This is a genomic window from Paraburkholderia sp. UCT31 (assembly GCF_014397655.1).
GTDB classification, from domain to species: domain Bacteria; phylum Pseudomonadota; class Gammaproteobacteria; order Burkholderiales; family Burkholderiaceae; genus Paraburkholderia; species Paraburkholderia tuberum.
On sequence record NZ_VZQP01000009.1, the window covers coordinates 171,160 to 193,903 of the forward strand.

The 22,744-nt window shown below is 58.4% G+C and carries 24 protein-coding genes and 1 pseudogene; 13 read left to right on the forward strand and 12 right to left on the reverse strand.

What is annotated here, in order from left to right:
• Positions 1–108 precede the first annotated feature (108 nt).
• Complete coding sequence (locus tag F6X40_RS10115) at positions 109–1,581, forward strand: T6SS phospholipase effector Tle1-like catalytic domain-containing protein (protein WP_187627685.1); 1,473 nt, start codon at positions 109–111, stop codon at positions 1,579–1,581.
• Positions 1,582–1,628: 47 nt separating this feature from the next.
• On the opposite strand, the gene F6X40_RS10120 is transcribed toward F6X40_RS10115, so the two are convergent.
• The 3 genes from F6X40_RS10120 to F6X40_RS10130 form a co-directional block, all read right to left on the reverse strand.
• Positions 1,629–2,132, reverse strand: a complete 504-nt coding sequence (locus F6X40_RS10120) for a hypothetical protein (protein ID WP_187627686.1) — start codon at positions 2,130–2,132, stop codon at positions 1,629–1,631.
• 98 nt (positions 2,133–2,230) lie between these two features.
• On the reverse strand, positions 2,231–3,085 hold the full coding sequence (locus tag F6X40_RS43200; RefSeq protein ID WP_187627687.1) for a GNAT family N-acetyltransferase: 855 nt from the start codon (positions 3,083–3,085) through the stop codon (positions 2,231–2,233).
• A 140-nt stretch (positions 3,086–3,225) separates the two neighbouring features.
• A complete protein-coding gene (locus F6X40_RS10130) occupies positions 3,226–3,711 on the reverse strand; it encodes a hypothetical protein (protein ID WP_187627688.1) in 486 nt (161 codons plus the stop codon).
• Between the two features lie 90 nt (positions 3,712–3,801).
• Here F6X40_RS10130 and F6X40_RS10135 point away from each other — a divergent pair, with 90 nt between their 5' ends.
• Entirely contained in the window at positions 3,802–4,050 is a 249-nt protein-coding gene (locus tag F6X40_RS10135) for a hypothetical protein (protein WP_187627689.1), read from the forward strand.
• 82 nt (positions 4,051–4,132) lie between these two features.
• Here F6X40_RS10135 and F6X40_RS10140 read toward each other — a convergent pair whose 3' ends face one another.
• Complete coding sequence (locus F6X40_RS10140) at positions 4,133–4,693, reverse strand: hypothetical protein (protein WP_187627690.1); 561 nt, start codon at positions 4,691–4,693, stop codon at positions 4,133–4,135.
• Between the two features lie 33 nt (positions 4,694–4,726).
• Here F6X40_RS10140 and F6X40_RS10145 point away from each other — a divergent pair, with 33 nt between their 5' ends.
• The gene (locus tag F6X40_RS10145; RefSeq protein ID WP_187627691.1) at positions 4,727–5,362 is read left to right on the forward strand and encodes a hypothetical protein; all 636 of its coding nucleotides are present in this window, start codon (positions 4,727–4,729) and stop codon (positions 5,360–5,362) included.
• Between the two features lie 614 nt (positions 5,363–5,976).
• On the opposite strand, the gene F6X40_RS10150 is transcribed toward F6X40_RS10145, so the two are convergent.
• Together F6X40_RS10150 and F6X40_RS10155 are read right to left on the reverse strand one after the other, a co-directional pair.
• On the reverse strand, positions 5,977–6,657 hold the full coding sequence (locus tag F6X40_RS10150) for a hypothetical protein (protein WP_187627692.1): 681 nt from the start codon (positions 6,655–6,657) through the stop codon (positions 5,977–5,979).
• A 127-nt stretch (positions 6,658–6,784) separates the two neighbouring features.
• Entirely contained in the window at positions 6,785–7,123 is a 339-nt protein-coding gene (locus F6X40_RS10155) for a hypothetical protein (protein WP_187627693.1), read from the reverse strand.
• Positions 7,124–7,267: 144 nt separating this feature from the next.
• Between F6X40_RS10155 and F6X40_RS10160 the strand changes: the two genes are divergently transcribed.
• The 7 genes from F6X40_RS10160 to F6X40_RS10190 all read left to right on the forward strand — a co-directional run bounded on the left by F6X40_RS10160 (position 7,268) and on the right by F6X40_RS10190 (position 13,341).
• On the forward strand, positions 7,268–7,750 hold the full coding sequence (locus F6X40_RS10160; RefSeq protein ID WP_187627694.1) for a GNAT family N-acetyltransferase: 483 nt from the start codon (positions 7,268–7,270) through the stop codon (positions 7,748–7,750).
• Between the two features lie 622 nt (positions 7,751–8,372).
• Positions 8,373–8,996: a hypothetical protein gene (locus tag F6X40_RS10165; RefSeq protein WP_187627695.1), complete on the forward strand. Its 624-nt coding sequence runs from the start codon at positions 8,373–8,375 to the stop codon at positions 8,994–8,996.
• Positions 8,996–9,250 carry a hypothetical protein gene (locus tag F6X40_RS10170; RefSeq protein ID WP_187627696.1) on the forward strand — a complete coding sequence of 85 codons (255 nt, stop codon included), beginning with the start codon at positions 8,996–8,998 and terminating at the stop codon, positions 9,248–9,250. Before F6X40_RS10165 ends, F6X40_RS10170 begins: the two co-directional genes overlap by 1 nt.
• Before the next feature lies 1 nt (position 9,251).
• Complete coding sequence (locus F6X40_RS10175) at positions 9,252–9,512, forward strand: hypothetical protein (RefSeq protein ID WP_187627697.1); 261 nt, start codon at positions 9,252–9,254, stop codon at positions 9,510–9,512.
• Positions 9,513–9,640: 128 nt separating this feature from the next.
• The gene (locus F6X40_RS10180) at positions 9,641–10,630 is read left to right on the forward strand and encodes a hypothetical protein (RefSeq protein WP_187627698.1); all 990 of its coding nucleotides are present in this window, start codon (positions 9,641–9,643) and stop codon (positions 10,628–10,630) included.
• Between the two features lie 133 nt (positions 10,631–10,763).
• Positions 10,764–11,153, forward strand: a complete 390-nt coding sequence (locus F6X40_RS10185; RefSeq protein WP_187627699.1) for a hypothetical protein — start codon at positions 10,764–10,766, stop codon at positions 11,151–11,153.
• Between the two features lie 385 nt (positions 11,154–11,538).
• Entirely contained in the window at positions 11,539–13,341 is a 1,803-nt protein-coding gene (locus F6X40_RS10190) for a hybrid sensor histidine kinase/response regulator (protein ID WP_262421423.1), read from the forward strand.
• Between the two features lie 70 nt (positions 13,342–13,411).
• On the opposite strand, the gene F6X40_RS10195 is transcribed toward F6X40_RS10190, so the two are convergent.
• Both F6X40_RS10195 and F6X40_RS10200 read right to left on the reverse strand, forming a co-directional pair.
• Entirely contained in the window at positions 13,412–14,290 is an 879-nt protein-coding gene (locus F6X40_RS10195; protein WP_187627701.1) for a response regulator, read from the reverse strand.
• Between the two features lie 402 nt (positions 14,291–14,692).
• A pseudogene (locus tag F6X40_RS10200) lies at positions 14,693–14,838 on the reverse strand (IS30 family transposase); the annotation flags it as partial.
• Between the two features lie 213 nt (positions 14,839–15,051).
• Between F6X40_RS10200 and F6X40_RS10205 the strand changes: the two are divergent.
• Positions 15,052–16,110, forward strand: coding sequence for a hypothetical protein (locus tag F6X40_RS10205; protein ID WP_187627702.1), 1,059 nt, complete (start codon positions 15,052–15,054; stop codon positions 16,108–16,110).
• 298 nt (positions 16,111–16,408) lie between these two features.
• Here F6X40_RS10205 and F6X40_RS10210 read toward each other — a convergent pair whose 3' ends face one another.
• Both F6X40_RS10210 and F6X40_RS10215 read right to left on the reverse strand, forming a co-directional pair.
• Positions 16,409–16,681 carry a hypothetical protein gene (locus F6X40_RS10210; RefSeq protein ID WP_187627703.1) on the reverse strand — a complete coding sequence of 91 codons (273 nt, stop codon included), beginning with the start codon at positions 16,679–16,681 and terminating at the stop codon, positions 16,409–16,411.
• 54 nt (positions 16,682–16,735) lie between these two features.
• Positions 16,736–17,116, reverse strand: a complete 381-nt coding sequence (locus tag F6X40_RS10215) for a hypothetical protein (RefSeq protein ID WP_187627704.1) — start codon at positions 17,114–17,116, stop codon at positions 16,736–16,738.
• 224 nt (positions 17,117–17,340) lie between these two features.
• On the opposite strand from F6X40_RS10215, the gene F6X40_RS43475 reads away from it, so the two are divergent.
• Both F6X40_RS43475 and F6X40_RS10225 read left to right on the forward strand, forming a co-directional pair.
• A complete protein-coding gene (locus F6X40_RS43475) occupies positions 17,341–17,931 on the forward strand; it encodes a helix-turn-helix domain-containing protein (protein ID WP_187627705.1) in 591 nt (196 codons plus the stop codon).
• Between the two features lie 69 nt (positions 17,932–18,000).
• Positions 18,001–18,330 carry a hypothetical protein gene (locus F6X40_RS10225; protein WP_187627706.1) on the forward strand — a complete coding sequence of 110 codons (330 nt, stop codon included), beginning with the start codon at positions 18,001–18,003 and terminating at the stop codon, positions 18,328–18,330.
• A 117-nt stretch (positions 18,331–18,447) separates the two neighbouring features.
• Here F6X40_RS10225 and F6X40_RS10230 read toward each other — a convergent pair whose 3' ends face one another.
• Entirely contained in the window at positions 18,448–19,524 is a 1,077-nt protein-coding gene (locus F6X40_RS10230; RefSeq protein WP_187627707.1) for a ribonucleotide-diphosphate reductase subunit beta, read from the reverse strand.
• Between the two features lie 124 nt (positions 19,525–19,648).
• The gene (locus tag F6X40_RS10235; protein WP_187627708.1) at positions 19,649–22,513 is read right to left on the reverse strand and encodes a ribonucleoside-diphosphate reductase subunit alpha; all 2,865 of its coding nucleotides are present in this window, start codon (positions 22,511–22,513) and stop codon (positions 19,649–19,651) included.
• Positions 22,514–22,744 lie beyond the last annotated feature (231 nt).

Genomic DNA, 22,744 nt, shown 5'->3' on the forward strand with positions numbered 1-22,744 from the left:
GCTCTGTACAAGTCGCTTCAGCTAGACCGCGTTGCCACGGGCTTTCGGTTATTCCTGCCTCGTTCGGTCAGGTCGTTATACGAAGCATCCTTTATAACGGAGCTTCGTATGAGCGGCTATAACGATGAAGTCGTGGCGCTGAGCCCCGCAGAGAAAAGCGAGTGGATAAACAAGCTCCATGACGTAAGCGAGCAATTTCTGCCGGCTACCTGTTACCAAGGCGGCGACAATTCGAATAAGCGGGTGTACGTCGTTTCCTTCGATGGCACGTGGAACGACCGCGATAACGTGACGCCTGGCGGCATCCCGACCATTCCGGCGCAGCTGGAGAAAGAGCTGAGCAGCCACTACGATGGCAAACACATGGCGGGGCACTATTACCCCGGTGTCGGCACGCAGACCTCACCGTTGATGGCCAATATCGACGGCGCTACAGGCCGGGGCGCCGAAAACATCGCGGAGAAGGCGTTCTCGGACTACCAGAAGCAGGCCGCCGAGTGGCATAAGGAAGACCCGAACGCGCCAATCGTCGTAATGGTTATGGGCTTTAGCCGAGGCGCCGCGAGCGCCCGCCACTTCATGAATCTCGTCGATGACCGAGGCATCCCCTCTGACGGGGGCAAGGAAATTGAGCACGGCGATATGTTCCACCCGCGCCAAATGCATTACGACAGCTACCTTGCGGCACCGGGGAGCGTGCACACGACGGCGCTCCTGTATGACACGGTCGCAACTGGGCAGGAGCACAACCTGAACCTGGGCATTCCCCCTTCGACCGATTTCGTCGTGCATTACACGGCGGCCGATGAACAGCGCATCACTTTCCCCCTCACGCCCATCTCGCAGCCGGACTTTGACCCGAACCACCTTCGCACTCTCGAAACATCGTTGCCCGGGGCGCACTCGGACATCGGCGGAGGATATCCGGACGGAGTCGATAAGCTGAGCAAGTGGTTGGGGGAAGTGACGCTCGACAAGCTCGGATTGCCGATGAAGGACCCGGGGCCGCCGCCGCTTGATGCTCTCGATGAAGGGCGCCACGACAGCACGTGGAGTGTCGACAAGGTGGCGCTGCCCATCAAGGAAGAGCTGTTTGGCCCGGCCCGACTGGTCGAACGGGTGCCGAATGAAGCGATGACGCCCGCCGAGACAGCGGCTATGGAGCACCACAACGAGATATTGAAAGCAGCAGCGATGGAAAACGGAATCGGCGTGACGAAGTACACGGTTCAGCTGCAAGGCGACGGTAACGGGGTTGTTACCCTTCGTTCGAGCCACCCGAACTCGGTTTCGCTTGACGGACAGACGCACGACGTTTCGATTGAAGGGCAGCCGGCACACCAACTCACCCCGGCCCAAGTCAAGACATTGCTCGACGGAAAAGACGTGACGCTCCAGTTCGACGCGGGACACGCGCTTGTCGGCGCGAATGATAAATTGGCGCCTCAGAACAGCGTTGAACCAGCCGACCAGGGACAGAAGGCCGACGTCCAGAAAGCCGAGGGCCAGAAGCAGGACCCTCAGCAGCCGGCACCGAAGCAGCCATCGCGGGAGACGGCCGGAGCGGACATGACCATGTAGCCGGTGGCGGCCCCCGGGACGCGCGAAAGGCGTTTCCTGCGCAGCGGCTATGCGACCTTGCGCAACGGCGGATGGGTGGGCACGGGGATAACGTCGTCGGTCTCGACGTCCGCGCACTCGACACCGGTGCTACGCAGGTGGTCGACGATGTACCGGCGAAAATGTGGCAGGTCGAAAAAGCTCTCGACTCCGTCCGGGCACTCGGCATCATAGTGTCGCTTACCGCACGCCACCCAGGTATGCTCGCCGAAGCGGATTTGGTGCAGGCCCACCCAGTCGATGCCAGCCGGTTCGTCGATATTCCAGTCCTGAACCATCAGCAAAAGGTCCCAGCGGTCCTCGTCGAGCATGAAGTTGCCGTTGGACACTGCCCAAAGCGCGTTACCCGGCAGCTCCTGCAGGCTGAACTCCAGTTGCGATGCGAACTCTCGCGACAGCTCATTGGTGATTTGGTAAAACGAGGCAGCCTGTCTGGCTTTGATGAAGTCCTTGCGCAAGCGTCGGATGCCATCGCTCAGGTGCTTCCGGAGGGCTTGTTCAGTAAGTTCCATGGCGTGTGGGAGGTCGGTGTTTTGATGGGTCCGCGCGCTGGATGACCCGACGCGCGCCTTTACAATTATCTCACTGACGCAGGCCCCTGAGAAGCGAATTAGTATCCGGCAGCTTCCTGAAGCTCATGCACCATAAGACGCCGGTCCCCCGACAGCATGAACGTTTCCGCGCGCGAGCGGAGCAGCCGGCCAAAAATGTGGTGTGCCAACTTGCCGGTGAGGCTTGCCCACTCGGACTCTAGCTGAGGGATGAGTTCAAGCTGCGGAGCGACGCCCATCTCAGAGGTTACCTGCGGGCCGATGCACACGAGCTCTTCGGCAAATACATCGCTTGCGAAGGTCAACATTGCCGTTGCGGCACCATGCCCCCGGTGCTTTTTTAGAACGTAAATGGAGTCAAGTGCAACGCGCAAAATGATGCGCGCGGCAGCTTGGTGGTCCGTGACCTCCGACCACGCCGCGCAGGACGGCGCGAGATGCAGTTGGAACTGGGCAAATCCCACGATGTCCTGTGCCTCATCAGCTGCAACAATGCAGTAGTGAGCAGCATTTGGGGCCACCCGCATGCCGGTGCTGAACTCGTCAAATGAGGGGACGCGCAAATCTTCGGCGTAGAGGTCAACAGGCGAGATAGCCTCGTCGCTTGAAAAAACGTCGTGAGAGAAGCGGGGTGCAGGGCGAGCGTGACGGTCTGCCTCGAACAGCTCCTTGAGCTCGGAAGGGGGCACGTCACACAAGCACGGCGCCATGATTTCAAACTCCGATTCCGCACCGGCCTGACAGCCGACACCGGCGGACACCGAGCGATGCAAGCCGAGCGCGTCGGGTGAAATGGCATGCTTGAGCGTTATTCGACGCACCGCATCGTAGAAATGCTTCAGGGAGTGACCCATCTCTCTCTCAATCGTTTTTAACGGCGTGTTGACCACATCCGAACCGCGCTCGCCTTTCACGTTACCTGCCTGCCTGACGACAACCGAGTCCGGCCGTGGTGATATAGCGGTCAGTTAGATATCAAAATGATAAGTATAGTCCGACACAAAATAGTTGTGTAAAGGATTGTCGTTGGCGAAGGGGACAGGACGTTATCCAGTCAAAGGCGATTGCTACACGTTTTCACCCTTCTTCTTCTTATCTTCTCATGTCCATCACAACGCTCGAGTTCGCTCCTTTTATCCGCATCGGGCGCGTCCTCGATTTCGTTGAGCAAGGCGATGCCGAGCTCGCCCAGCACCTCTTTGGCAAAAAAGTCGGCAAGGACGAGTGGACTTTCGAGCTGGAGGGCGAACACCCGCATATTTTCGCGCCGACCGAGGAGGCCGTGCGTGAAACGGCCGAGTGGTATCTGTTCGAGGTATGCGGGGAGCGTGCGGTCGAAGCGCTTGCGAAGCTGAAGCGAGCGCGTAAGTTCGATGTCGCTTTCCTGCTTGCGGAGAAAATCGGCTACTGGCGCGCGCGAGCAGAATATAAAACGCGCATTGACGAAGAAATCAAGCAGCTGACGAATCGGCTTCGCTCGCTCGCCAGGTAGCACGTCAGCACTGGCGCTAGAGCAGCCGGCCAGTGCTTCAGGATTCATCGCGTCCTTTTCGCTATACCTCGGAGATTCGAGGTCAACGAGGACGGAAGTCCGCCGCCTGAAAAGGCCGGTTCACATTGAGGCAAAACCATGTATTACTCCACTCCGACGCGCCGCAACGCAGGTCTTGCGCTTTTTGTCTTAGTCGTGGTCCTGTCGGTCGTGCTGCTGCCATTTCTGCTGGTCGAATTCACGCTCGACTACAACTTCTGGCCGAAGTACCGCCGATTCATTGTGGAAAGCTTAAAGCTCTTCAAGCGCGCACCGGCGCCTGTTAAGCCGGTTGCAGTAAGAGCACCGCAACTCCCAGGCAAAACCTGTTCTCTGGCTCGCCGTTGATTTTATGCCGTCTCGTTCGCGAGGCGGCTTTTTCATGCGCGGTCCGCACAGAAAAAAGCCGCTCAGAGCGGCTTTAAATCAACTACGGCATCGAGCGCGGGAGGGGTCTTGCGATAGCCGCCCGGGCGATAGCGGCCGTGGGCGTTCCTGAGGTCGCTGCAGCAGCAGGGGAGGCCGCCGTCACGCCCTTGGCCATATAGCCGAGTGCAAGCAGGTCGGACAACGATGGGTCCTGTTGGGGTTGAGCGGGTGCACGGCGGGTGCGATTCAGCGGTCCTGTGCTCAAGACAAGGTCGCGACCTTCGCCGGCGTCCTGTGCAGTGGACGGTCGGATGCCGTACCCGGTGCTCAGGATGATGTCGCGCCCTTCACCGTTGATGTCTGCGTTGGATGGCCCGATGCCCGTGTCCGAGCCGAGGATAGTCGAGACGCCTTGGGCGTGCGCGAACGAACCCGGGAGGATGATGGCGGCGAGCAAAACGACAGTGCTAACGAAAGAAGCTTTCATATGGGCCTTTTGTAAAGTGTCCTCAATGGGAAAAAGCGGCAGATACAGCAACGTGTAGTGATTGAGCGTTCTCGCACCCCACAGCGCTTCCGTTCCCGTCTTTACTTTGCAAAGGCAAACCCGATACAATGGCAAGCATTGTAAGACTCCTTCAATGTGTTCAGCCCCATGCTACTAGACGTCCCTGCAGCCTCCACCGAACACGCCTCGGCCGAAGAAATCGCTGGCATCAAGTGGGCAGACTTCTGGTTCCTGCACTACGCCGACCCGCTGGGTTCCGACGATGGCGGACTTCACTTCTCTTACAGACCGGTTCAGGTCGGTGCGCTCGATGCAAACCGTCGTTTCGCCAAGAACCGGCTGACGGGAGAGCTTACGCGCTTGCCACCGCATGCCTTTCTGTGCGCGCGTGAAATGTCACTGGACGCCTGGCTTCCGGATTCACTTCGCGTGAGGGGACTACTGCGCGGGCGGCTCCCGTCGATGCTTGACGAGCCGCTGTCGGTTTTTTCGGCTGTTCGACATGCAACACCGGTCACCCGCGCGCCCGGCCGACTCAGCTTCGAGGTGGAAACGGTCGATGAAGTGGAAGGAACCATCGTGACATTGCCGCGATTGGCGACCGATTGGTGGACATTCATTCGGGGTGAGGTGGTCTTGAGGTATGCGGTAGCCGAGTATGCGGAGAGCTACGAGCGCGAGCGTACTTCACTGGCGGCAGGACTGAGCCGCTCGGGCTTCGTCGCACAGCAGCTCCTCGTGCAGCTTGTGGCGGCGTGTCCGACGGACGGTTCGCCGTCGTAAGCACGCCGTTCTGTCGTTCTGTCGTCCACGAGGTCCACATGTAAAAAGCGACCCCTAAAAAAGAACCCCGAAGCTGAGCGCTACGGGGTTCTGCGAATGACACTTTTGTGTAAAATACTTTACAAAATGCGGCGGGATGGCTCAGTAAATCCGAATTCCTCGAATCGCGAGGCGTTCTCGTGCATGTGGGTCATCGCGATGCAGCTTCGGAGCCGTCAGCGCGGTGATGATTGCATCGAAAATTTTCTTGATACGGGTCATTTTGCCCTCCGGGGGTTGTGTTTGATAAGGCATATAGCAACCCGAGGGGTGGACGGACACTAAAATGTCCAGGCACGGCGGGGTTTTACACGCGGATGCGCAATGATAAGGCCGCACCGGCCAGAAAGGAAGCGGAAAAGGATTATTTTCAACGTCCTTTTAGTGCGTCCGGTGGTCCGTCGCAGCAGCCACGTAATTTTTTCCGGTCGTCGCATATAAAGCCAAGTCGGGCACGCCATCCAGAACATTCCAAAGAAAGCAGCCTTCTATGTGAAGACCGGCAAAAGTGTTTACAGGACTCCTGCGGTAACACGCGAGGCACGCCGCCGCGCGCTAAAGACGAGGGGCAGCCCTTATTGGGCTGTTCGAAGTGGTGGCGTCAGTTCCACGTTGAGCCAAAGGTAGCCGGGGACTGTTTGCCCAAAGTCGGTGAGGGACAGTTCAATTGTCTTTTTGTTGGGTCCGACGTTGTGCCAGACGAGTTTGGTCGCTGTGCCATGGACTTCCGCCCCGGGCGTTCCAACTGGCGCATCACTCTTGACCTCAGGCTCGGAGGGGGCGCCGGCGACGCGGACGATTTCGGCGCGCGCGTGCTGGAACTCTCGCACCAGGCGCGAATCCCAGTACCGCTGCGATAGTCGCACCCACACAGAGCCGTACTGCAGGTGGTAGGAGACGAGGGCCCGTTTGAACTTTGTCCCGCCGACCGTTAGGGACATCGGTACCTCGGATACCGCCTTATGGTCTTCGGCTGCCGTCCGATACGCTTCCGCCAACCCGGGAAGATGTGACTGGTCCACGGCCGTCAGCAGTTGTTCCAGAGTGGCTTCTACGCGAGCCCCCTGAGCGTTGTCGGCCGCCTGCGCTGTCTGTGCTGTCTGTGCTGTCTCCGCGAATGCAGGGGTGCCTGCCAGCGCGAGGACGAGGCATGCGCCGGCGAAGACGAAACGACTGGTACGGGGCTTATTCATAAAGTTGAGCGCAAACGTTGGCATAACGACGGCGTGTAGCGACTGAATTTGGATTGCCCACATAAATCTCTTCAAGACATTGTTTCGGCCGTAGGTCTCGCCATCCCTGCCGTTGATACTCAGCTATCGGCCTACGGCGCCCCCAATGAAAAGCGAGAACCGGTTAAGGTTCTCGCGAAAGGCGTTGAAATCAGCTTGCGAAGCTTTCGTCATCCTCTTTCAGCGCGGACCACTCGGCGTCCGTCTCCACTGTCTTGAAGCCACAGCTTGAAAAAATCCCTTTCAGGTAGTTCAGGGCCTTGATTGCGGATTCTTTACCGATGTGGGCCATCGTCATCTGCGCGCTCGAACGGTCACTCAGGGTCTCGGCGACCATCGTAAAGCCCGAAGTCCGGCTGTCTGCCCGGATGTAGGCGCGAACGACGGGTTTTCCTGCTTTCTTGCTGATGGGCGCTTCCGTCAGAACACTCTTGGCCAGCTGTGCAGCGTTGTTCGTTGCGTAGTCAGATTTCGGTGTGATGTTGCGCATAGTTAACCTCGGGAAAAGTCGTGGCGATGTCCTTGCCATCATTGGCTATTGGTATAGCGACCACCAATCGCAACACGACGTCGATTCGTCGGCACTCGAAAGCCACTTGCTGGCGCTAACCTTTTTCTGCTCGATTTCCTTACTATGTACACGCTGCGCCTCCTCACGCAGGCCGACCTTGACCGACTCGAGGCGCTCCTCCTGGGCTTATCGCCTGAAAATCGCCGCCGGCGGTTCTGCGGAAACGTGCGCGACCACAACATCACCGCGTACGTGCAACGCATCGACTTTTCACGCGCACAGGTGGTCGGTGCGTTCACACCCGCAGGCGAACTCGCCGGCGTGTGCGAGCTTGCATTCGCGGCCGTCGGCGATACCTCCGGCGAGATGGCTTTCGCAGTCGCCGAGGCTCACCAAGGCCACGGCCTTGGCAGCCGACTCGTTGCACGCGCTCTCGATTTGGCGCGCGCCGCCGGCGTGCAGGCTCTGGAAGTCCACTATCAGTCGGGGAACACTCCGGCCCGCCGGCTTACGCGCCGATTCAACGGCGTGGAGCGGTGGTACGGAGGAACTGACTGCACCTCAACCGTGCGCGTAGCGGATGGGCGAGCCGTAAGGGCCTCGTGAGGGCCGCGCAGCCTGCGAGGGCGGCACCGGAAGGACTCGGGCTATCCACGCAAAATTCTGGTGACATTACAGCGCAGCATAGTAGCGACGTCGAACGAAGAAAGTAGTGCCCTTGACAGGTCTTGTTTGGTGAAAGCGTTGACGGAGTTTTCGTAGGCGACTACAATACCTTTACAAATACTAGGACGGGCGCCTGCCGTGACTTCCATCTACGCTTACATTGCAACGTGTCCGCAGACTTCCGCTATCATCGGCGTTTGTCTTGACAGCCCTCTGCACGTTCAGCATCTGCATGCCGTTATTTCCGAGTGGACCCTTAACCGGCGCGCACAGGTTGAGAGGGTAGAAGCGAATTCCCTCTTGCAACGGCTACCGCATGACCTCAAGGTCCAGTTGAACGAGGAAACGGGCCGACTGCTTGAATGGCTTGTTGGAATGGACCGCATAGAGGCACTCCAACACGCGCCGACGCTGAGGAACGGCTCGGTGCCGCCGTCCTTCCTTACGGGGCTGGACGCAATGCGCAGTAAGTCGCAAATGGGCACGTCGGCGCTCGCATCCTAACGCGTGGCTCGTGGTCGCGAAGAGCGGTCACTTTACAAAATTAATTTGGACGGGTGCCTTGAAGCGAATCGTTTACATCAGACCCGGCGACATGGTCGATATCCGCGTTATGCAGGACAGTGGACTTCCCCATACTGCCACGGCGTGGAAGGCTCAGTCCCACCCGGAGCACATCCTGCTCAGACACAGGGGAAACAAGCACCTCGCATACTGCGACGCGTCGCTTCGCGTTGACCGAAACTGGGACGACTTGCTGCCCGCAGCCCAGTTGGCTGATAGTCCCACGCCGCCGACGGTCGTTCTCGAGTCAGAGAAGAGCGCGACGGAGAACGCCGACGATTTCGACGGCTTCATCAACGAATACGAAACGCGGCGCTGGCCGTGGATAGGCTGCCGGGTGCTGGTTAAGCTGAGCGACGGCAGTATTGGGACCGGGCACCATACCGGAGGGTCGTGGCGGGTCAAGGGCATGCGAGGTTCGCTTCCCGGCGACCCAACAGCGCCGGACGCGCATACATACCTGCACGTCGTCGGCTGGCAAATTGACGAGCACAACCTTCCGCATCCGGACACGGTTAAAGCGTATAAACAGGGGGTTGCGGCATATCACGCGCGAAGCGAGGCGGTGGTGCAAGCTGGCAACGGGATGGCAGAGAATCCCTCACAGACAAAGGAGCAGTGATGGAGCGGACTTTGGAGGCGATTAAGCTTCGACCGGATATCGGCGCGCGACTTGCCGGTAAAGTTGTTCATATTTTTTCCGGGGAGCACGGATACTACTGGCGCCCCGAAGCGGCTGGTTATACCGGCAACCCCAAGGAAGCGGGGCAGTGGCCTTTTGAAGAGGCGCTGGCTCTCTCCCGGCACGCCGGTAAAGAAAAGCGCATCAAATACCGGGTGGTCGGTTCGGCCTGCGCCGTAGACGTGAGGCGCTAACATGGGCCGACCAGCAATTCACGGCACACCGCGCACTGCAAGCCAGCGGGTGAAGGATTCGGTGAGCGCGCTCCGGCAAGCTGGCGGCGCGCGCAAAACGTTCCGGCTATCGCCCCAGGGCGTGCAGGCGCTAACGCGTATCCGCGCGGCGCACGGCCTTCGTACCGAGACAGAGGTCATCGAGATGCTGTTGAGCGCCGAGAGCGCTCGCATGGAGCAGACGTCAGAGGTTGCCAGGCCGGGCGGCCCCTTGCCCGGATAAAGAGAGGTTTTATCCTTCTTCGTACCCTGTTGACCCGCCGGCTGAGTTCGACAGGTCCTTCGCGCGCCAGGCGCGCAATGCAACGCTCGATGGCGCAGCGCGCCTCGACTTCGATTACATAGTGCTGAATGAGCTCCGAATTTTTTCAAGACACCTCCGGCTACTGCGAGCTGCGCCTTCTACAGGCGGGGCTGGCTGCGCGCGAATGGGTGTCATCCCGCTTTACTCCGCGCACAAAAGAGCGCTTTTTGCCGCTGGAGGACGGGCAGGACGGCCGGTTACTCTGTTTCCAAAGTGGCGCGCAGCGGCCAGTCAGTGTCGAAATCCAGGCAGACCCTTATCCGCGAAACTCTTTCCTTAGTTTGGTGCAGCTCGACCAGCTCGAGCGGACTTTCGGGTTCGGCAGGCTTGCGCAATCGGAGGTTGACTATCTGCTGCTCGTCAACATTCCCGGCCGGTATGCGATGCTGGTGCACCGGGCGAAATGGATGGAAGCGGTCTACACGCTGGCCATTCAGCGTATCGATGTGCGCCATCACAGTCTCTTTGCTGTGCCGGATACGGACGTTCCCGATGCTGTGCTGAGCGTATCGTACGGGCTTGCCGTCTCAAATCTCGAACTGCTGAAGACCTATAAGGCGGCCGGCGGGACTTTGTCCATCTGGGACCTGCTGCCATACGTGGGAAAGCCTGCGACCGCCGACGCAATTGCACAGGCGCGGGCACTTCCAATCGAACGGGCGTACGAAGTCGTGGAAGAGGGCCGCAAGGACCGCAGGCGACTGGCTGAATGGCTTATTACGCCGGGCGATGTGATGATGCCTCTGGACGGGCTGGGTGAGACCTTATCCGCGCTGCGTCCCGACGCGGAAGCCGCGCCAGTGCTCCATCCCCGGATGCGCCTGTTCGTCACCAAGGCGTCGAAGGAAAGCGTGGTGACGCCCGAAATCCTGTCGGTCGTAAGCTGCGTCGAAGGCCGCTACACGCCAGCGACGCCCGCCGTGGGCGCGTTCTATAACAAAGTCCCGTTCGTCGAGTTTTACGCTCCCGCGTTGAAAGCGAGCCCCATCGAGGTGACGATGCATACGCACAGCTGGCCAGAGGACATTGAGGAATGATTCGTCTGGGCGACAAGAAGTCAAGAATATGTTGGAGGCGGTAGGGCAAATCGAGAGGAAACGCCGGCATAACGTTGCTACACAGCGTTAATAGGCGAACCATTCAACGCACCGAGACGTTAGTAACACACAAATGAAGAACCACAACATCGAAGCGATGGCAGAAATGCGCCGGCTCCGCGACACCATTGACGGGCAGGCCACGGAAATCCTCCGGCTGAACGCAATGCTCGAGGAGGCGCGGGAGTATTTTGCGAAACTGATGAGCAGCCACGAGGACATGGAGAAGCTCCTGCAGCAGACGTCCGAACAGGTCCTCAATCTCCAGGAGCAGCTCGCGCAAAGCCAGGGGCAGACGCATCGGACGACAGCCCTCTACGAAAATGCCCTGCGGGCGGAAAACGACGCACGGCGGCGCCTGGAAACGACGCAGGACGAACTCACGGCGGCGTTGCGTGAGCTCGGGCAGCTGCAGCGCAAACAGCGGTTTTTGCCCGGCCGGTCGATGCTCTCCACTGCGTAGGCGTTGCGGCCGGCGGTCGGACTTAAGCGCGCCAGTTCCTCGCGCGGGGGCATCGGCACGCGCACTGTGAATAAAAAGATACGCGAATAGATTCGAAGCAAACTCATCGTGTAAAATCGCCGGCCAGAATCCTAATTATGCTCGCCCGTGCGCCGAAGACCCGGAGCTGATGCGAGTTGAGGAAGGCGTTGTCGATTGCACCTTGGGGCAGCACGCGGGATATGTCATACCAAAATCAGATGCTTGCGGCTTCCCCGCTTACCGCCGCCGTAGGTAGAGCGGGGGCGTCGCTCCCCGCGCTTTCAAGGCTTGACGACAGCTTCGTATCAATCTCGTTGGCCGCAGCGGCGCGCTCACCGGGCAGGGGCGCGCGGCGTTGCTCAAGATGAAGAGATATTTGGCTGAGGTGCCGTTTCGAAAGCTGACTGGGACGTTTCTCATTACGGGCGCTGTTCTTACCTGCGGCGTGTATATGGCGGCGCGTTCCTTCCTGGTCCGCGCTGACGCGATTAGCAGTTCCCCCGTCTTCGACGAAGACATCGACTGGGCACCCGCCGCACTTCGGCGTGCCGACGAGAGACTGTCGGAGGGAGCTGCGTTAGCTCTCGCAAGCGGGCAGAAAGAGGGAGAGGTGCTGGACCGCTTCGGGGAGTTAGAGGCGCAGGTCGACGCATTTCAGTCGGCCGACATGGCTAGACGCCTCGGCAGCCTTACTGCGTATCCGGAAGTGGTCGCTGAAATGACTGCGCTGATAGCGGACCTTCGGTCGAAAGTCGAGGCGCCCGACCGGGACGCGTTGCTTTATATCCGTGAGCGGGTCGCGGCGCTTATTCCGTATCTGAACGACCTGGTCATGCAGGCGCGCGCGAAAGAAGCGGAAGTACGAATGGAGCGTCGCGGTCAGATAAAAGAGAACGGGAACCGTGCATTTATCGCGATTATCGCGGGCTGGGCCGTGCTTCTGGCGCTAGGGTGGATTGTCATCTTGCGACTTCGGGCAGACTCGATAGCGCTTGCCAGGGAGAAGGCAGCCCATGAGGCGGTCGCGGAGGCCGAGCGCGCCCGCCATACCTTCATCGGCAAGGTATCGCACGAAATCAATGCTCCGCTGCAATCGATAGTGACCAATATCCAGCTGCTAGAAGCGCAGCTTGTGAGCCAGCCGTCCTTCGACAAAACGTTAAGTCGCCTGCGCACGAGTCTTGACCAGCTGCGTTTTCAGGTCAATGACTTGCTCGACCTGTCTGAAATCGGGAGCGGAGAGCTAACGCTCGAGCTAGAACCCGTTGACGTGGAGGCGGTTGCGCGAAACGTCATCGCGGTCCAGCAATTGGGTGCTGATTCCAAACGCATCTCCTTGCAGCTCAAAACCGAAAATCTGCGGCGCGTCGTGACTGACGGGCGCCGTTTCAGCCAAATTTTGACAAATCTTGTTAGCAATAGTATTCGGTATGCCGACGCCGGCGTCGTCTCGATATCGCTGAGTCTTGATGCGCTGCGGACCAATGTCCGCCTTGTTGTGGCAGACAATGGTTGCGGTTTTGCCCCCGAAGTCCTCGCGAAGCTGTACCAGCCCTTTACACAGCCCCAAAAGCGTCGCGGAGGAACCGGGCTTGGCCTGGCCATTGTCAAAGGCCTCGTTGAGCAGCTCGGAGGCCGCATAGAGCTTGAGTCTCAGCCGGGGCAGGGCTCGAGATTTACGATTGACATCCCTGTCACGGAGCCGAACGCGAGCGAAAGGCGGCTATTTCTGGAAAGCTTGCCGCCGTGCGCGGCGGCCACTCCCGCGAATTCGGATGCGATGCCCAGCACTGGCGACGAGACATCTCCGCTCGTCCTGCTGGCTGAGAGCGACGAAGTCATACGCGAGACGGTGTGTGACTTGCTGAAGGTGAACGGAATTCGTTGCGACAGCGTTGGGGGTGCTCAGGAGGCGATAGGTCGGATGAGTCAGCGTGAATACGGGGCGATTCTTATCAATGCCCACCTGGGTATGCCTGGATGGATATCCCTCGCGCGCTCGGCCAAGAAAACGGTCAACCGGTTCGCTCCCTTGGTGGGAATGGCCACTCACACTCAGGCGTTCGACGAACCCGGCGCAGAAATTTTCGACGCGCGCGTCGTCGCGCCGGTCGACGCGGCCTCACTGGTGAAGTTGGTCAGAGAGCAGTGCGCACGTGATGACTGACACCAATCGGGAGCACCGCTGTAAGTAGTTCTTGGTGAAACTGCCAAGGGCGTCGATTCTTGCCCGGGCCTCAATGTTTGCCGCGATGTGTCCTCAACATATTTTTCAAAGTCTTGCCCAGCGCAACGTTGTCGACAGGTTTTTGCATATAGATTGCATTCTCTTTTTCGTCTAAAGCTTGTCCAACGGTCTCGTTGGCGTCGCCTAACCCCTGAGAAAGAACCCCTGTCAACAAGATAAGCGGCGCCGCCGCACTAGAAGAGCGCTGAATCCGTCGCATGACTTCTAGTCCAGTGTAATCTCCAAGGTTCCAGTCGACGATGAAAGCGTCGAAGACGGGGCCGTCTCCGTCCGCCTGCAACTCTTCGTAAAACTCAGATACGTCGGAATAGGCAAGAGCGTCCAGTCCCTGTTCCTGCAAATATTCTGCGATAGCCTCGGCGAAACTTGCATCGTCATCGACTATGGCAACTCTATCGCCCTGACCCAAGGGGAAACGCATAACGAAACGGTCAACGATGAATGGCTGAAATCCCGCGCTGGAGGCGAAGTCGACGACTTCCCACCGTCCCTCTTTTTCGAGCGCCACGAATTCTGGGCGTCGGCCTAAAAGGGGAAAGCGTTCCCCCACCCAGAGCTTCCCCGGTATGACTTGCTTCCCAACGATAAAAGTAGCGTCGACAGAACCTTGGTCGGGGTCCGTGGGAGGTTGTAGGAGGCGTTCAGCCTGCACCTCGAAATGCTCCGCGACCTGACGTAGTTGGGGTACGGTCAGTGGACTGACGCCGCGTAGCTTTCTGGAAGACTGGGACGGACTCAAGCCTAATATCTGCGTGAGCTTGCTCGCGCGGGAGCGAGGTGGGATGCCCTTCTCCTCCATAAGTGCGTGGAGGCGCTGTGCCATCTCTTCCGCTTCGTTCTGCGCGAGCGGGCTTTGACTTTCAGACATAAACGACCTTGGAACAGCAAGAAACCAAATTTGCGGGAAGCGGCGGGGGCAGGTGGTTCAAATTTGGGGCTGGAATGAGAAATAAACCTAGATGATAAGGTGCGTACCCCTCGTTTTGCAAATATTACGCTTTATTCCTTGCTGTCGTTATGTGCCGAATATTTGGCGGACGCGAAAGAAGTATAAAAGGCCCCCAAACTTTGGGGTTTTGAGGGCTGGAATTACGAATGAACGAACCTGTCACTAATGACGAACCTGTCACGGCTTCAACATGGAACGCCTATCGAACTGATAAGCTTTTCCCGTCACCCGCGCATAGCACCCATTGACGTCCACACCAGATGTACCACCGACTGCTGCCCGGACACTGGAACAGCGACTTCATAGGGCGCGGCAACCAGTCATGTCGGGAATCTGTCCGCGTCGGTCTGTGCCGCGTGTACGCGGCATGCGTGTGCTGTGGCCATGGCGCAGCCAGGCGATGAGAGGCGCAGTTCGCCGCGCGGCTGGGCGGAGATGGCCGTGTAGAGCGTTTCATGCGATATCTGCTGGGGTGAACATTTCCACTCGAGCAAGGTGAGAACGATACGCCAGCAGAAAAAGAGCTGTTCAAGATACCTCACAGGTGCAGGAGTTCTTTACTCTGGCCACTTTGCACCGCCGTTCCTGACCTTAAGGTGGTTGTACGCTTATTCGCGAATGAGTTAGAGTCCCGAGATTGGGTAGAGAGCCTCGCACATTCAAGCTTCGACGGAGGTAGCGTGTCAATACTTGATGGCATTATTCGCGCGACAGCTCTGATTTCGAGCGGCGTGTTATTTTACCTTGCGGCTTGCGTGTACGAAAACGAAGAGAAGCGTCTCCAAAATAGGATAGAAGGCTGGTGGGCCCAATTTGACGATTTGCGCTCTCAGATGATAAGTCGCAGCGCTGCGCTTTTCGCAATTTCGGCAGAAAAGACCCTTATTGGATTGAACATGCTGCTCCCCGGGTCAGACAAGCGCATAGTTGCCTATGGGCGCTCACTGCTGGCCTGCGGTTCAAGCTTTTTTATCTTTCTCGCCATATTTTGGTATTGCGGTGAGAGAGGTTGGATTCCAAAGTTCACGGGACCTCGTTCGGACTTTGACTCAACCTCCGACATCGTGTTCTGGCTCTTCGGACTAGTATTTCTTGCTGTATGGATTATGGCCGGGTTGGCATTCGAACGTCGATACGTCAGGGGTTTATTTTGGACGGTCATAGGTTTTAGTTCGCTTTTTATTGCCGATGGGCTGGTAGGTCTTGCCCAAGAGGGAGCTAATTCTCTCAATCCGGCGTCTCCCGAGAACCGGGCCGAGCTCGTGTCGTTCCTGCTAGGATTGCCAGTTGCGCTGAAATCGACTCTTTGGATTTCGAGTTGCCTGCGGCGCGCGTTGACATCAGCAGCGACCGGGCACAAAGGACTTCGCTTAACAAAAAATTTTGTCCTCCCGACAGTCTGGGTTGTTGCTTTGGTCCTGCTGAGCATTGTCGCTCCGGCTCCTCACAAAGCAACAAATTATGTGGGATACGACATATTCATCTCAGTCTTTTTAGTTCTTTTGTGCAATACTTTCATCCTATGGGTAGTCACCCTGCTAGCATTCTCAGTTTTCTTGGTCATGCTCTTGCATAACGCAACATGGCCGATTTTAAGCAGACTGCTTTACAACGTTCCTCGCCATGACATTCTGAAACAGAAAAAGACGTTATTCGCAACGTCAGCTACGCTGTTCTTGATAGGCGTGACCGGCATCTACAGCTGGTCCGATTTGCGGCACCTCGTACTAGGAACCTAACCCGTTTGACGATGAATCGCGTCGCGCCTCTTGCCGTACATTCGGGCGTAATAGCCTTTGGATGGTCAGTCGGGAGGCCCGAGGCAAACTATTATGGACACGCCGCCACCTCACCGGGGCCTTTCGGCATGCGCTTTTCTTTTGCGGGGTTGTCAATAGCGGCTAACTCTGGCTTGATTACGTTTTATTCTTGCTGAAGAGGCCCAAGGATATTTGCGCGGACGCAGAGAAAGTATAAAAAGGCCCCCAAACTTTGGGTTTGAGGGCTGGAATTACCAATGACGGGCCTGTCGTAGCTTCAACAGGGAACGCCTATCGAGCTGATAAGCTTTCCGGTGTGGGCGCAGAGTGGATTTTCGTCAGTCTCAACGACGCCGAACCCCACGACCCGCCAGCCATTATTTGTCTGCGCGATGACAGCGTCGCGGATTTGTCCTGCGTTTTCCTGCGCCGCTTCAAAGCTCAGAAATTCTCCGTCGTCCGCCAGAAATGCACATTCGTAGCCACCCGGCCATGCCCATTTGCCATGCTCGAGTGCCTTGTTGAAGTCGAAAACGTGTCTGATGTCCATGTTGGGTCCTAGTGTTGAATGCAACAACGTCTAGCGACTCGAGCGCTTGCCTTGTCAATGGGCCGGGGGCGGCGCGTACGCTTTGCAGGCAGCGATGATGTGCTCTGCGTCGTCGAGCCATTGCTTGAACGCGGACTCCGCGTTCATGGCCGATTTCGGGGCCTCCGCGATAATCCGTAGCTCGTCGTCGCGGCCGATGCGCAAGGAGTAGCCCGTCATGCTCAGGCGAAGCTCGCGCAGAGGGTGGGCAAGCGAGGTTTCCGTCTGTGTTTCAGGAGTGGGTTCGAGGGCGGCTGCGGCGGCGGCAGTGACGCGGCGCGCGACGTCTTCCGTAAGGGCCGTTCGGCCTAGGGTCAGGTGCAGCACCGCTAGCACTGCGCGATGTATTGCCTCTTGCTGAGTGCTGTCGGACGACGGGGACGTAATATTTTCCATGTGCAGTTTCGTACTCGTCCTTTACAAAAGAAGCATTTTACCAAAGCTGGGCGGTGCTCTGCGGTGTCCGCCGGCTTTCGGGGGCATCCTTGCGCGCCGGGCGTACCGGCACTCCGTTTCGGGTTCGACCCCGCCGGCGCGCTGAGTTGCGCATGAGCTGTTCTTGAGGACCAGCGCTGGAAGCGGTATTATATTGGCCCGAAAAACCGATACGAACATTCCCGATGTACTCCACGGTAACCGCCACGCCAACGCGACGTAACGTCGCTCGCCGAATCCGGGAAGTGCGGCTGACGAAAGGCCTCACGGGCCGCAAGGCAGGAAAGCTCGCCGGATGTGGGGAAGGGCACCTTCGACGTATCGAGGCGGGAAAGGTCGATGTACGGCTTGCTACGTTGGAAGAAATAGCGTACGCGCTGGGCACCGACGTGCGAACATTCTTTCGAACGCACGGTGAGGCGCCAACCCACCCCTCGTTCGCTATCGCGCGAGTGGCCAAGAATACACGTCGTTCGTGCATCAAGGCCCGAATGGTCATCGCCGCGTTCGAGCAGGCGGTGGGGCTAGCTACCGGCACCCTCACTTCGATGGAGAAAATAGGACTCGACCTCTCTGTGGATGCCCTCGACAAATTTTGTCGGACGCTCGGAATCGAAGCGGATACCCTTCTCGAGCCTCCGAGTGCTCCAGCATCTCGTACCGCTGTACCGTCCAACGGAAAGAACCAACAACCTAGCCCGATGGTTGCGCTTCCATGGTTTAAGGCCCCTCGCCGCGCGCCGGCCGCCAACGGCGGGGAAAAAGTCGTCTCTTGAGCGTCGGATTGCTCTCCCTGTTCCTGCTGTCGCTAGACGTCGTAGGCCCCCTTATTTGGAGTGACACCCATGGTTAAGATTGACGATGCAGACGCGCTCGACCGTATCGCGGCGATAGAAGGGCAAGCGTGGCTCGACCTGCAGCACCGCAGCAAGGAGAATCCCTACGGGTTCTTTCACTTCCTGGCGGCGTGGAAGGCCAAGCTCGAAGGAGAGCTCGCCCACGACCCCGAGATAAGCTGGAAAGAGTACCTCGAAGGTGGCGACGGAGCGATTTACGGCGCCGGCGGATACCACCGTTACGTTGTAAGCGATGCTGGCGTCATCGGGTTTTCGTCGTTTCACGCGCGCGAAGAAAACAGGGCTAAAGCGCTGGCCGAGGGTTTCGACCTCGTTTGATTCGAAAGCACCAGCCCTTCAAGGGCCGGTGCTTTCTTTGTTTTGGCGGTACCAAAAAGAAAAACCCGCACATAAGACTGTGCGGGTTTCGAATAACATCTGACCAAGCCTACAGGCTCAATCCCAGCTCAACGCGCCGCCCGTCTGGTACTCGACGACACGCGTTTCGAAGAAGTTCTTTTCCTTCTTCAGGTCCACCATCTCGCTCATCCACGGGAAAGGATTCATCTCGCCCGGGAAGAGCGCCGGCAGTCCAATCTGCTCCATACGGCGATTGCAGATGAAGCGCAAATAGCCCTTGAACATCCCTGCGTTCAGGCCGAGCACGCCGCGCGGCATGGTGTCTTCCGCGTACGCATACTCGAGCTCGACTGCCTTTTGGAACAGCTGCATCAGGTCCTGCTTGAAAGCATCGGTCCACAGATGCGGATTTTCGAGCTTAATCTGATTGATGAGGTCGATGCCGAAATTGCAGTGCGCCGACTCATCACGCAGGATGTACTGATACTGCTCCGCCGCTCCGGTCATCTTGTTCTGACGACCCAACGCAAGAATCTGCGTGAAGCCGACGTAGAAGAACAACCCCTCCATCAGACAGGCAAACACAATCAGCGAGCGCAGAAGCTTCTGGTCCGCCTCCATCGTGCCGGTCTTGAAGGCCGGGTCGCACAGCACATCGATGAACGGAATCAGGAAGTCATCCTTCGCGCGAATCGACGGAACTTCGTGATACGCGTTGAAGATTTCCGCCTCATCGAGTCCGATGCTTTCCACGATGTACTGGTACGCGTGCGTGTGAATAGCCTCTTCGAACGCCTGGCGCAACAGGAACTGGCGACATTCCGGCGACGTGATGTGCCGGTACGTTCCCAGCACGATATTGTTCGCAGCCAGACTGTCGGCCGTCACGAAGAAACCCAGGTTGCGCTTGACCAAGCGCATCTCGTCTTCGCTCAGCTGGCCGGTTTTCCACTGTTCGATGTCCCGCTGCATGTTGATTTCCTGCGGCATCCAGTGGTTCGCGCACTGGGCTAGATACTTGTCCCAAGCCCACTTATGAGCGAACGGAACCAGCTGATTTACATCGGTTTTGCCGTTGATGACGCGCTTTTCTGCGGCATTGACGCGGCCGGCGGCAGCCGGGGTGTTGTCCTTCGAAGTCGAGGGCAGACCGCTTTCCTCAAAAATACGCATGATTCAATTCCTTTTGTTTGTCCTGGTACTGCACGTTTTGTAAAAAGGTCCGGGGTAAGTGACTCGCCCCGGACCTCTGGTTAATTACCGAATCCGGGCCGTGATACGGCCCGTCGACTCGTTTTTACTGGCAAGCCTCGCACTCGTCGAAGCCTGCGTCGCCGGGGCGCATCATGCACACCGGTCCCGCTACTTCTTCTTCAGCGGCCTGAACCGACGGTGCTGCTGCCGGTGCTGCTGCGAAAGCCTGCACGCCGCCGTGAGCTGATACAGCATTGAGCTCACCACCGCGTCCCGTCGATTTCTCGGCGGCACTGGCACTCTGGGTGCGAAGGTAGTACGTCGTCTTCAACCCACGCAACCACGCCAGCTTGTACACGTCGTCCAGCTTCTTGCCCGATGCACCTGCCATGTAGATGTTCAGCGACTGGCCTTGGTCAATCCACTTCTGACGTCGCGCGGCGGCTTCGACGAACCACTTCGGGTCCATCTCGAACGCCGTTGCGTACTGCGCCTTCAGGTCGTCAGGGACTCGGTCGAGTTTGCTGACGCTGCCGTCGAAGTACTTCAGGTCCGCCACCATCACCTCGTCCCACAGTCCGCGAGCCTTGAGGTCGCGTACCAGGTACTCGTTGACGACGGTGAACTCACCTGCCAGATTCGACTTCACGAACAGGTTCTGGAAAGTCGGCTCAATGCAAGCCGACACGCCGATGATGTTGGAAATCGTCGCCGTCGGCGCGATGGCCAGACAGTTCGAGTTCCGCATCCCATACTTCGCGATGCGTTCGCGCAGCGGCGCCCAGTCCAGGCCTTCGGTCGAATCCACCTCGAGATAACCACCGCGTTCCTCTGCAAGCAGCTTCATCGAGTCTTGCGGCAGGATGCCCTTGTCCCACAGGCTGCCCGGGTAGGTTTCGTACGTGCCGCGTTCTTCTGCCAGCTCGGACGACGCCCAGTAGGCGTGGTACGCCACCTGTTCCATCGACGAATCCGCGAACTGCACGGCTGCGTCCGACCCGTACGCAATCTTCATTGCGTGCAGGCAGTCCTGGAAGCCCATGATGCCCATACCGACCGGGCGGTGACGCAGGTTCGAATTACGGGCCTTCTCGACTGCATAGAAGTTGATATCGATGACGTTGTCGAGCATCCGCATGGCGACCGTGATGGTGCGCTTCAGCTTCGCTTCGTCCAGCGTCAGGACACCGTCCTCGCCTTCGACCAGGTGCGCGACCAGATTCACCGAACCCAGGTTGCAGACCGCGATTTCATCCTTGCTGGTGTTCAGCGTGATTTCCGTGCACAGGTTGGAGCTGTGAACGACGCCCACGTGCTGCTGCGGGCTGCGGATGTTGCACGGGTCCTTGAACGTGAGCCACGGATGGCCGGTTTCGAACAGCATGCCCAGCATCTTGCGCCAGAGGTTCAGCGCCTCCACCTTCTTGTACACCTTCATCTCGCCGCGCGCGGCTTTCGCCTCGTACTCGACGTACTTGGCTTCGAACGCACGGCCGTACAGGTCGTGCAGGTCCGGAGCTTCGGACGGCGAGAACAGCGTCCACTCACCACCTTCGAACACGCGCTTCATGAACAGGTCCGGAATCCAGTTGGCCGTGTTCATGTCGTGTGTGCGACGGCGGTCATCGCCCGTGTTTTTGCGAAGGTCGAGAAACTCTTCGATATCCGCATGCCACGTTTCGAGGTACGCGCAGACTGCACCCTTGCGTTTGCCACCCTGGTTCACCGCGACTGCCGTGTCGTTCACCACCTTCAGGAACGGCACCACGCCTTGCGACTTGCCATTGGTCCCCTTAATCCAGGAACCCATCGAGCGCACGTTCGTCCAGTCGTTGCCCAGGCCACCCGCAAACTTTGAGAGCAGGGCATTGTCCTTCAGACTGTCGTAAATACCGTCGAGGTCATCCGGAACGGTCGTGAGGTAGCAGCTCGACAGCTGGCTGCGCCGCGTGCCCGAATTGAACAACGTGGGCGTCGAGCTCATGAAATCGAAACTCGACAGAACGTTGTAAAACTCGATTGCGCGAGCTTCACGGTCCGATTCGTTCAACGCGAGGCCCATCGCCACGCGCATGAAGAACGCCTGCGGCATCTCGATTCGCTTTTCCTCGATGTGCAGGAAGTAGCGGTCGTACAGCGTCTGCAAGCCGAGGTAACCGAACTGCAGGTCACGCTCCGCGTACAGTGCTGAACCCAGAAGAGCCAGGTCGAACTCGGCCAGTCGGGGGTCCAGCAACTCCGCTGCAATGCCCTGTTGGATGAACGCCGGGAAGTACTCCGGATACGTCGCCTGCATCTCCTCGGCGCTGAACGGCGCGCCCAGAATTTCCAGGCGGATGTCGTCAAGCAACAGCCGGGCCGTCACGTAGTTGTACGCGGGGTCCTGCTCGATTCGCGTACGCGCCGCCAGAATGGCCGACTTGTTCACTTCGTGCTCGGGGATGCCGTCGTACAGGTTCTTCAGCGTCTCCGTCAACAAACCATCGACGTCGACCTCTGCGTAGCCTTCCGATGCGGCAGCAAAACGACCGCGCAGTGCCCCCAGATTCAGCGGCACAATCCCGCCGCTCGTCAACACAACGTTCAACGGCCGTGCCTCTGCCGTTGGCTGCTGGGCGGCCGTCTTGGCCCGCGCTTCAGCGCGACGTTCGCGGTACAGCACGTACGAACGCGCAACATCGTGCTCACCCGCGCGCATCAGCTGGAGCTCAACCTGGTCCTGAATCTCCTCGATGTTAATCGAGCCACCTTGCGGACGGCTACGAACCAGCGCACCGACGACCGACTCCACCAACTCGGAAACGCCGTCATGCACACGCTTCGAAATCAGCGCGTCCTTACCGCGAACGTCCATGAAAGCCTTCGAGATGGCGACCTGGATTTTCTGCGGCTCGAAACCAACCACCGAGCCGTTACGACGGACCGTCTTGTACTGCGACACATCAACACTGCTCAGATGACCTGACATGATTTTTCTCTCCTAAGCGAAGCCGTAGCTCCGTAAAAACGGTACAAAAAACTGGATGTCCCACAGATTTGCAAACAGCCCGGGTGCCTTTACAAAAAGCGGCCGGAATCGTCGTGCGGTCTGAAGGGCGAAGGAACGAACAACACCTGAATCGTTGCCTCTTTCGAGGCCTGTTAAAGAAATCGGCTGTCCTGGTGTGTATAGCGCATTCCATGGAAAAACGGCGAGGAC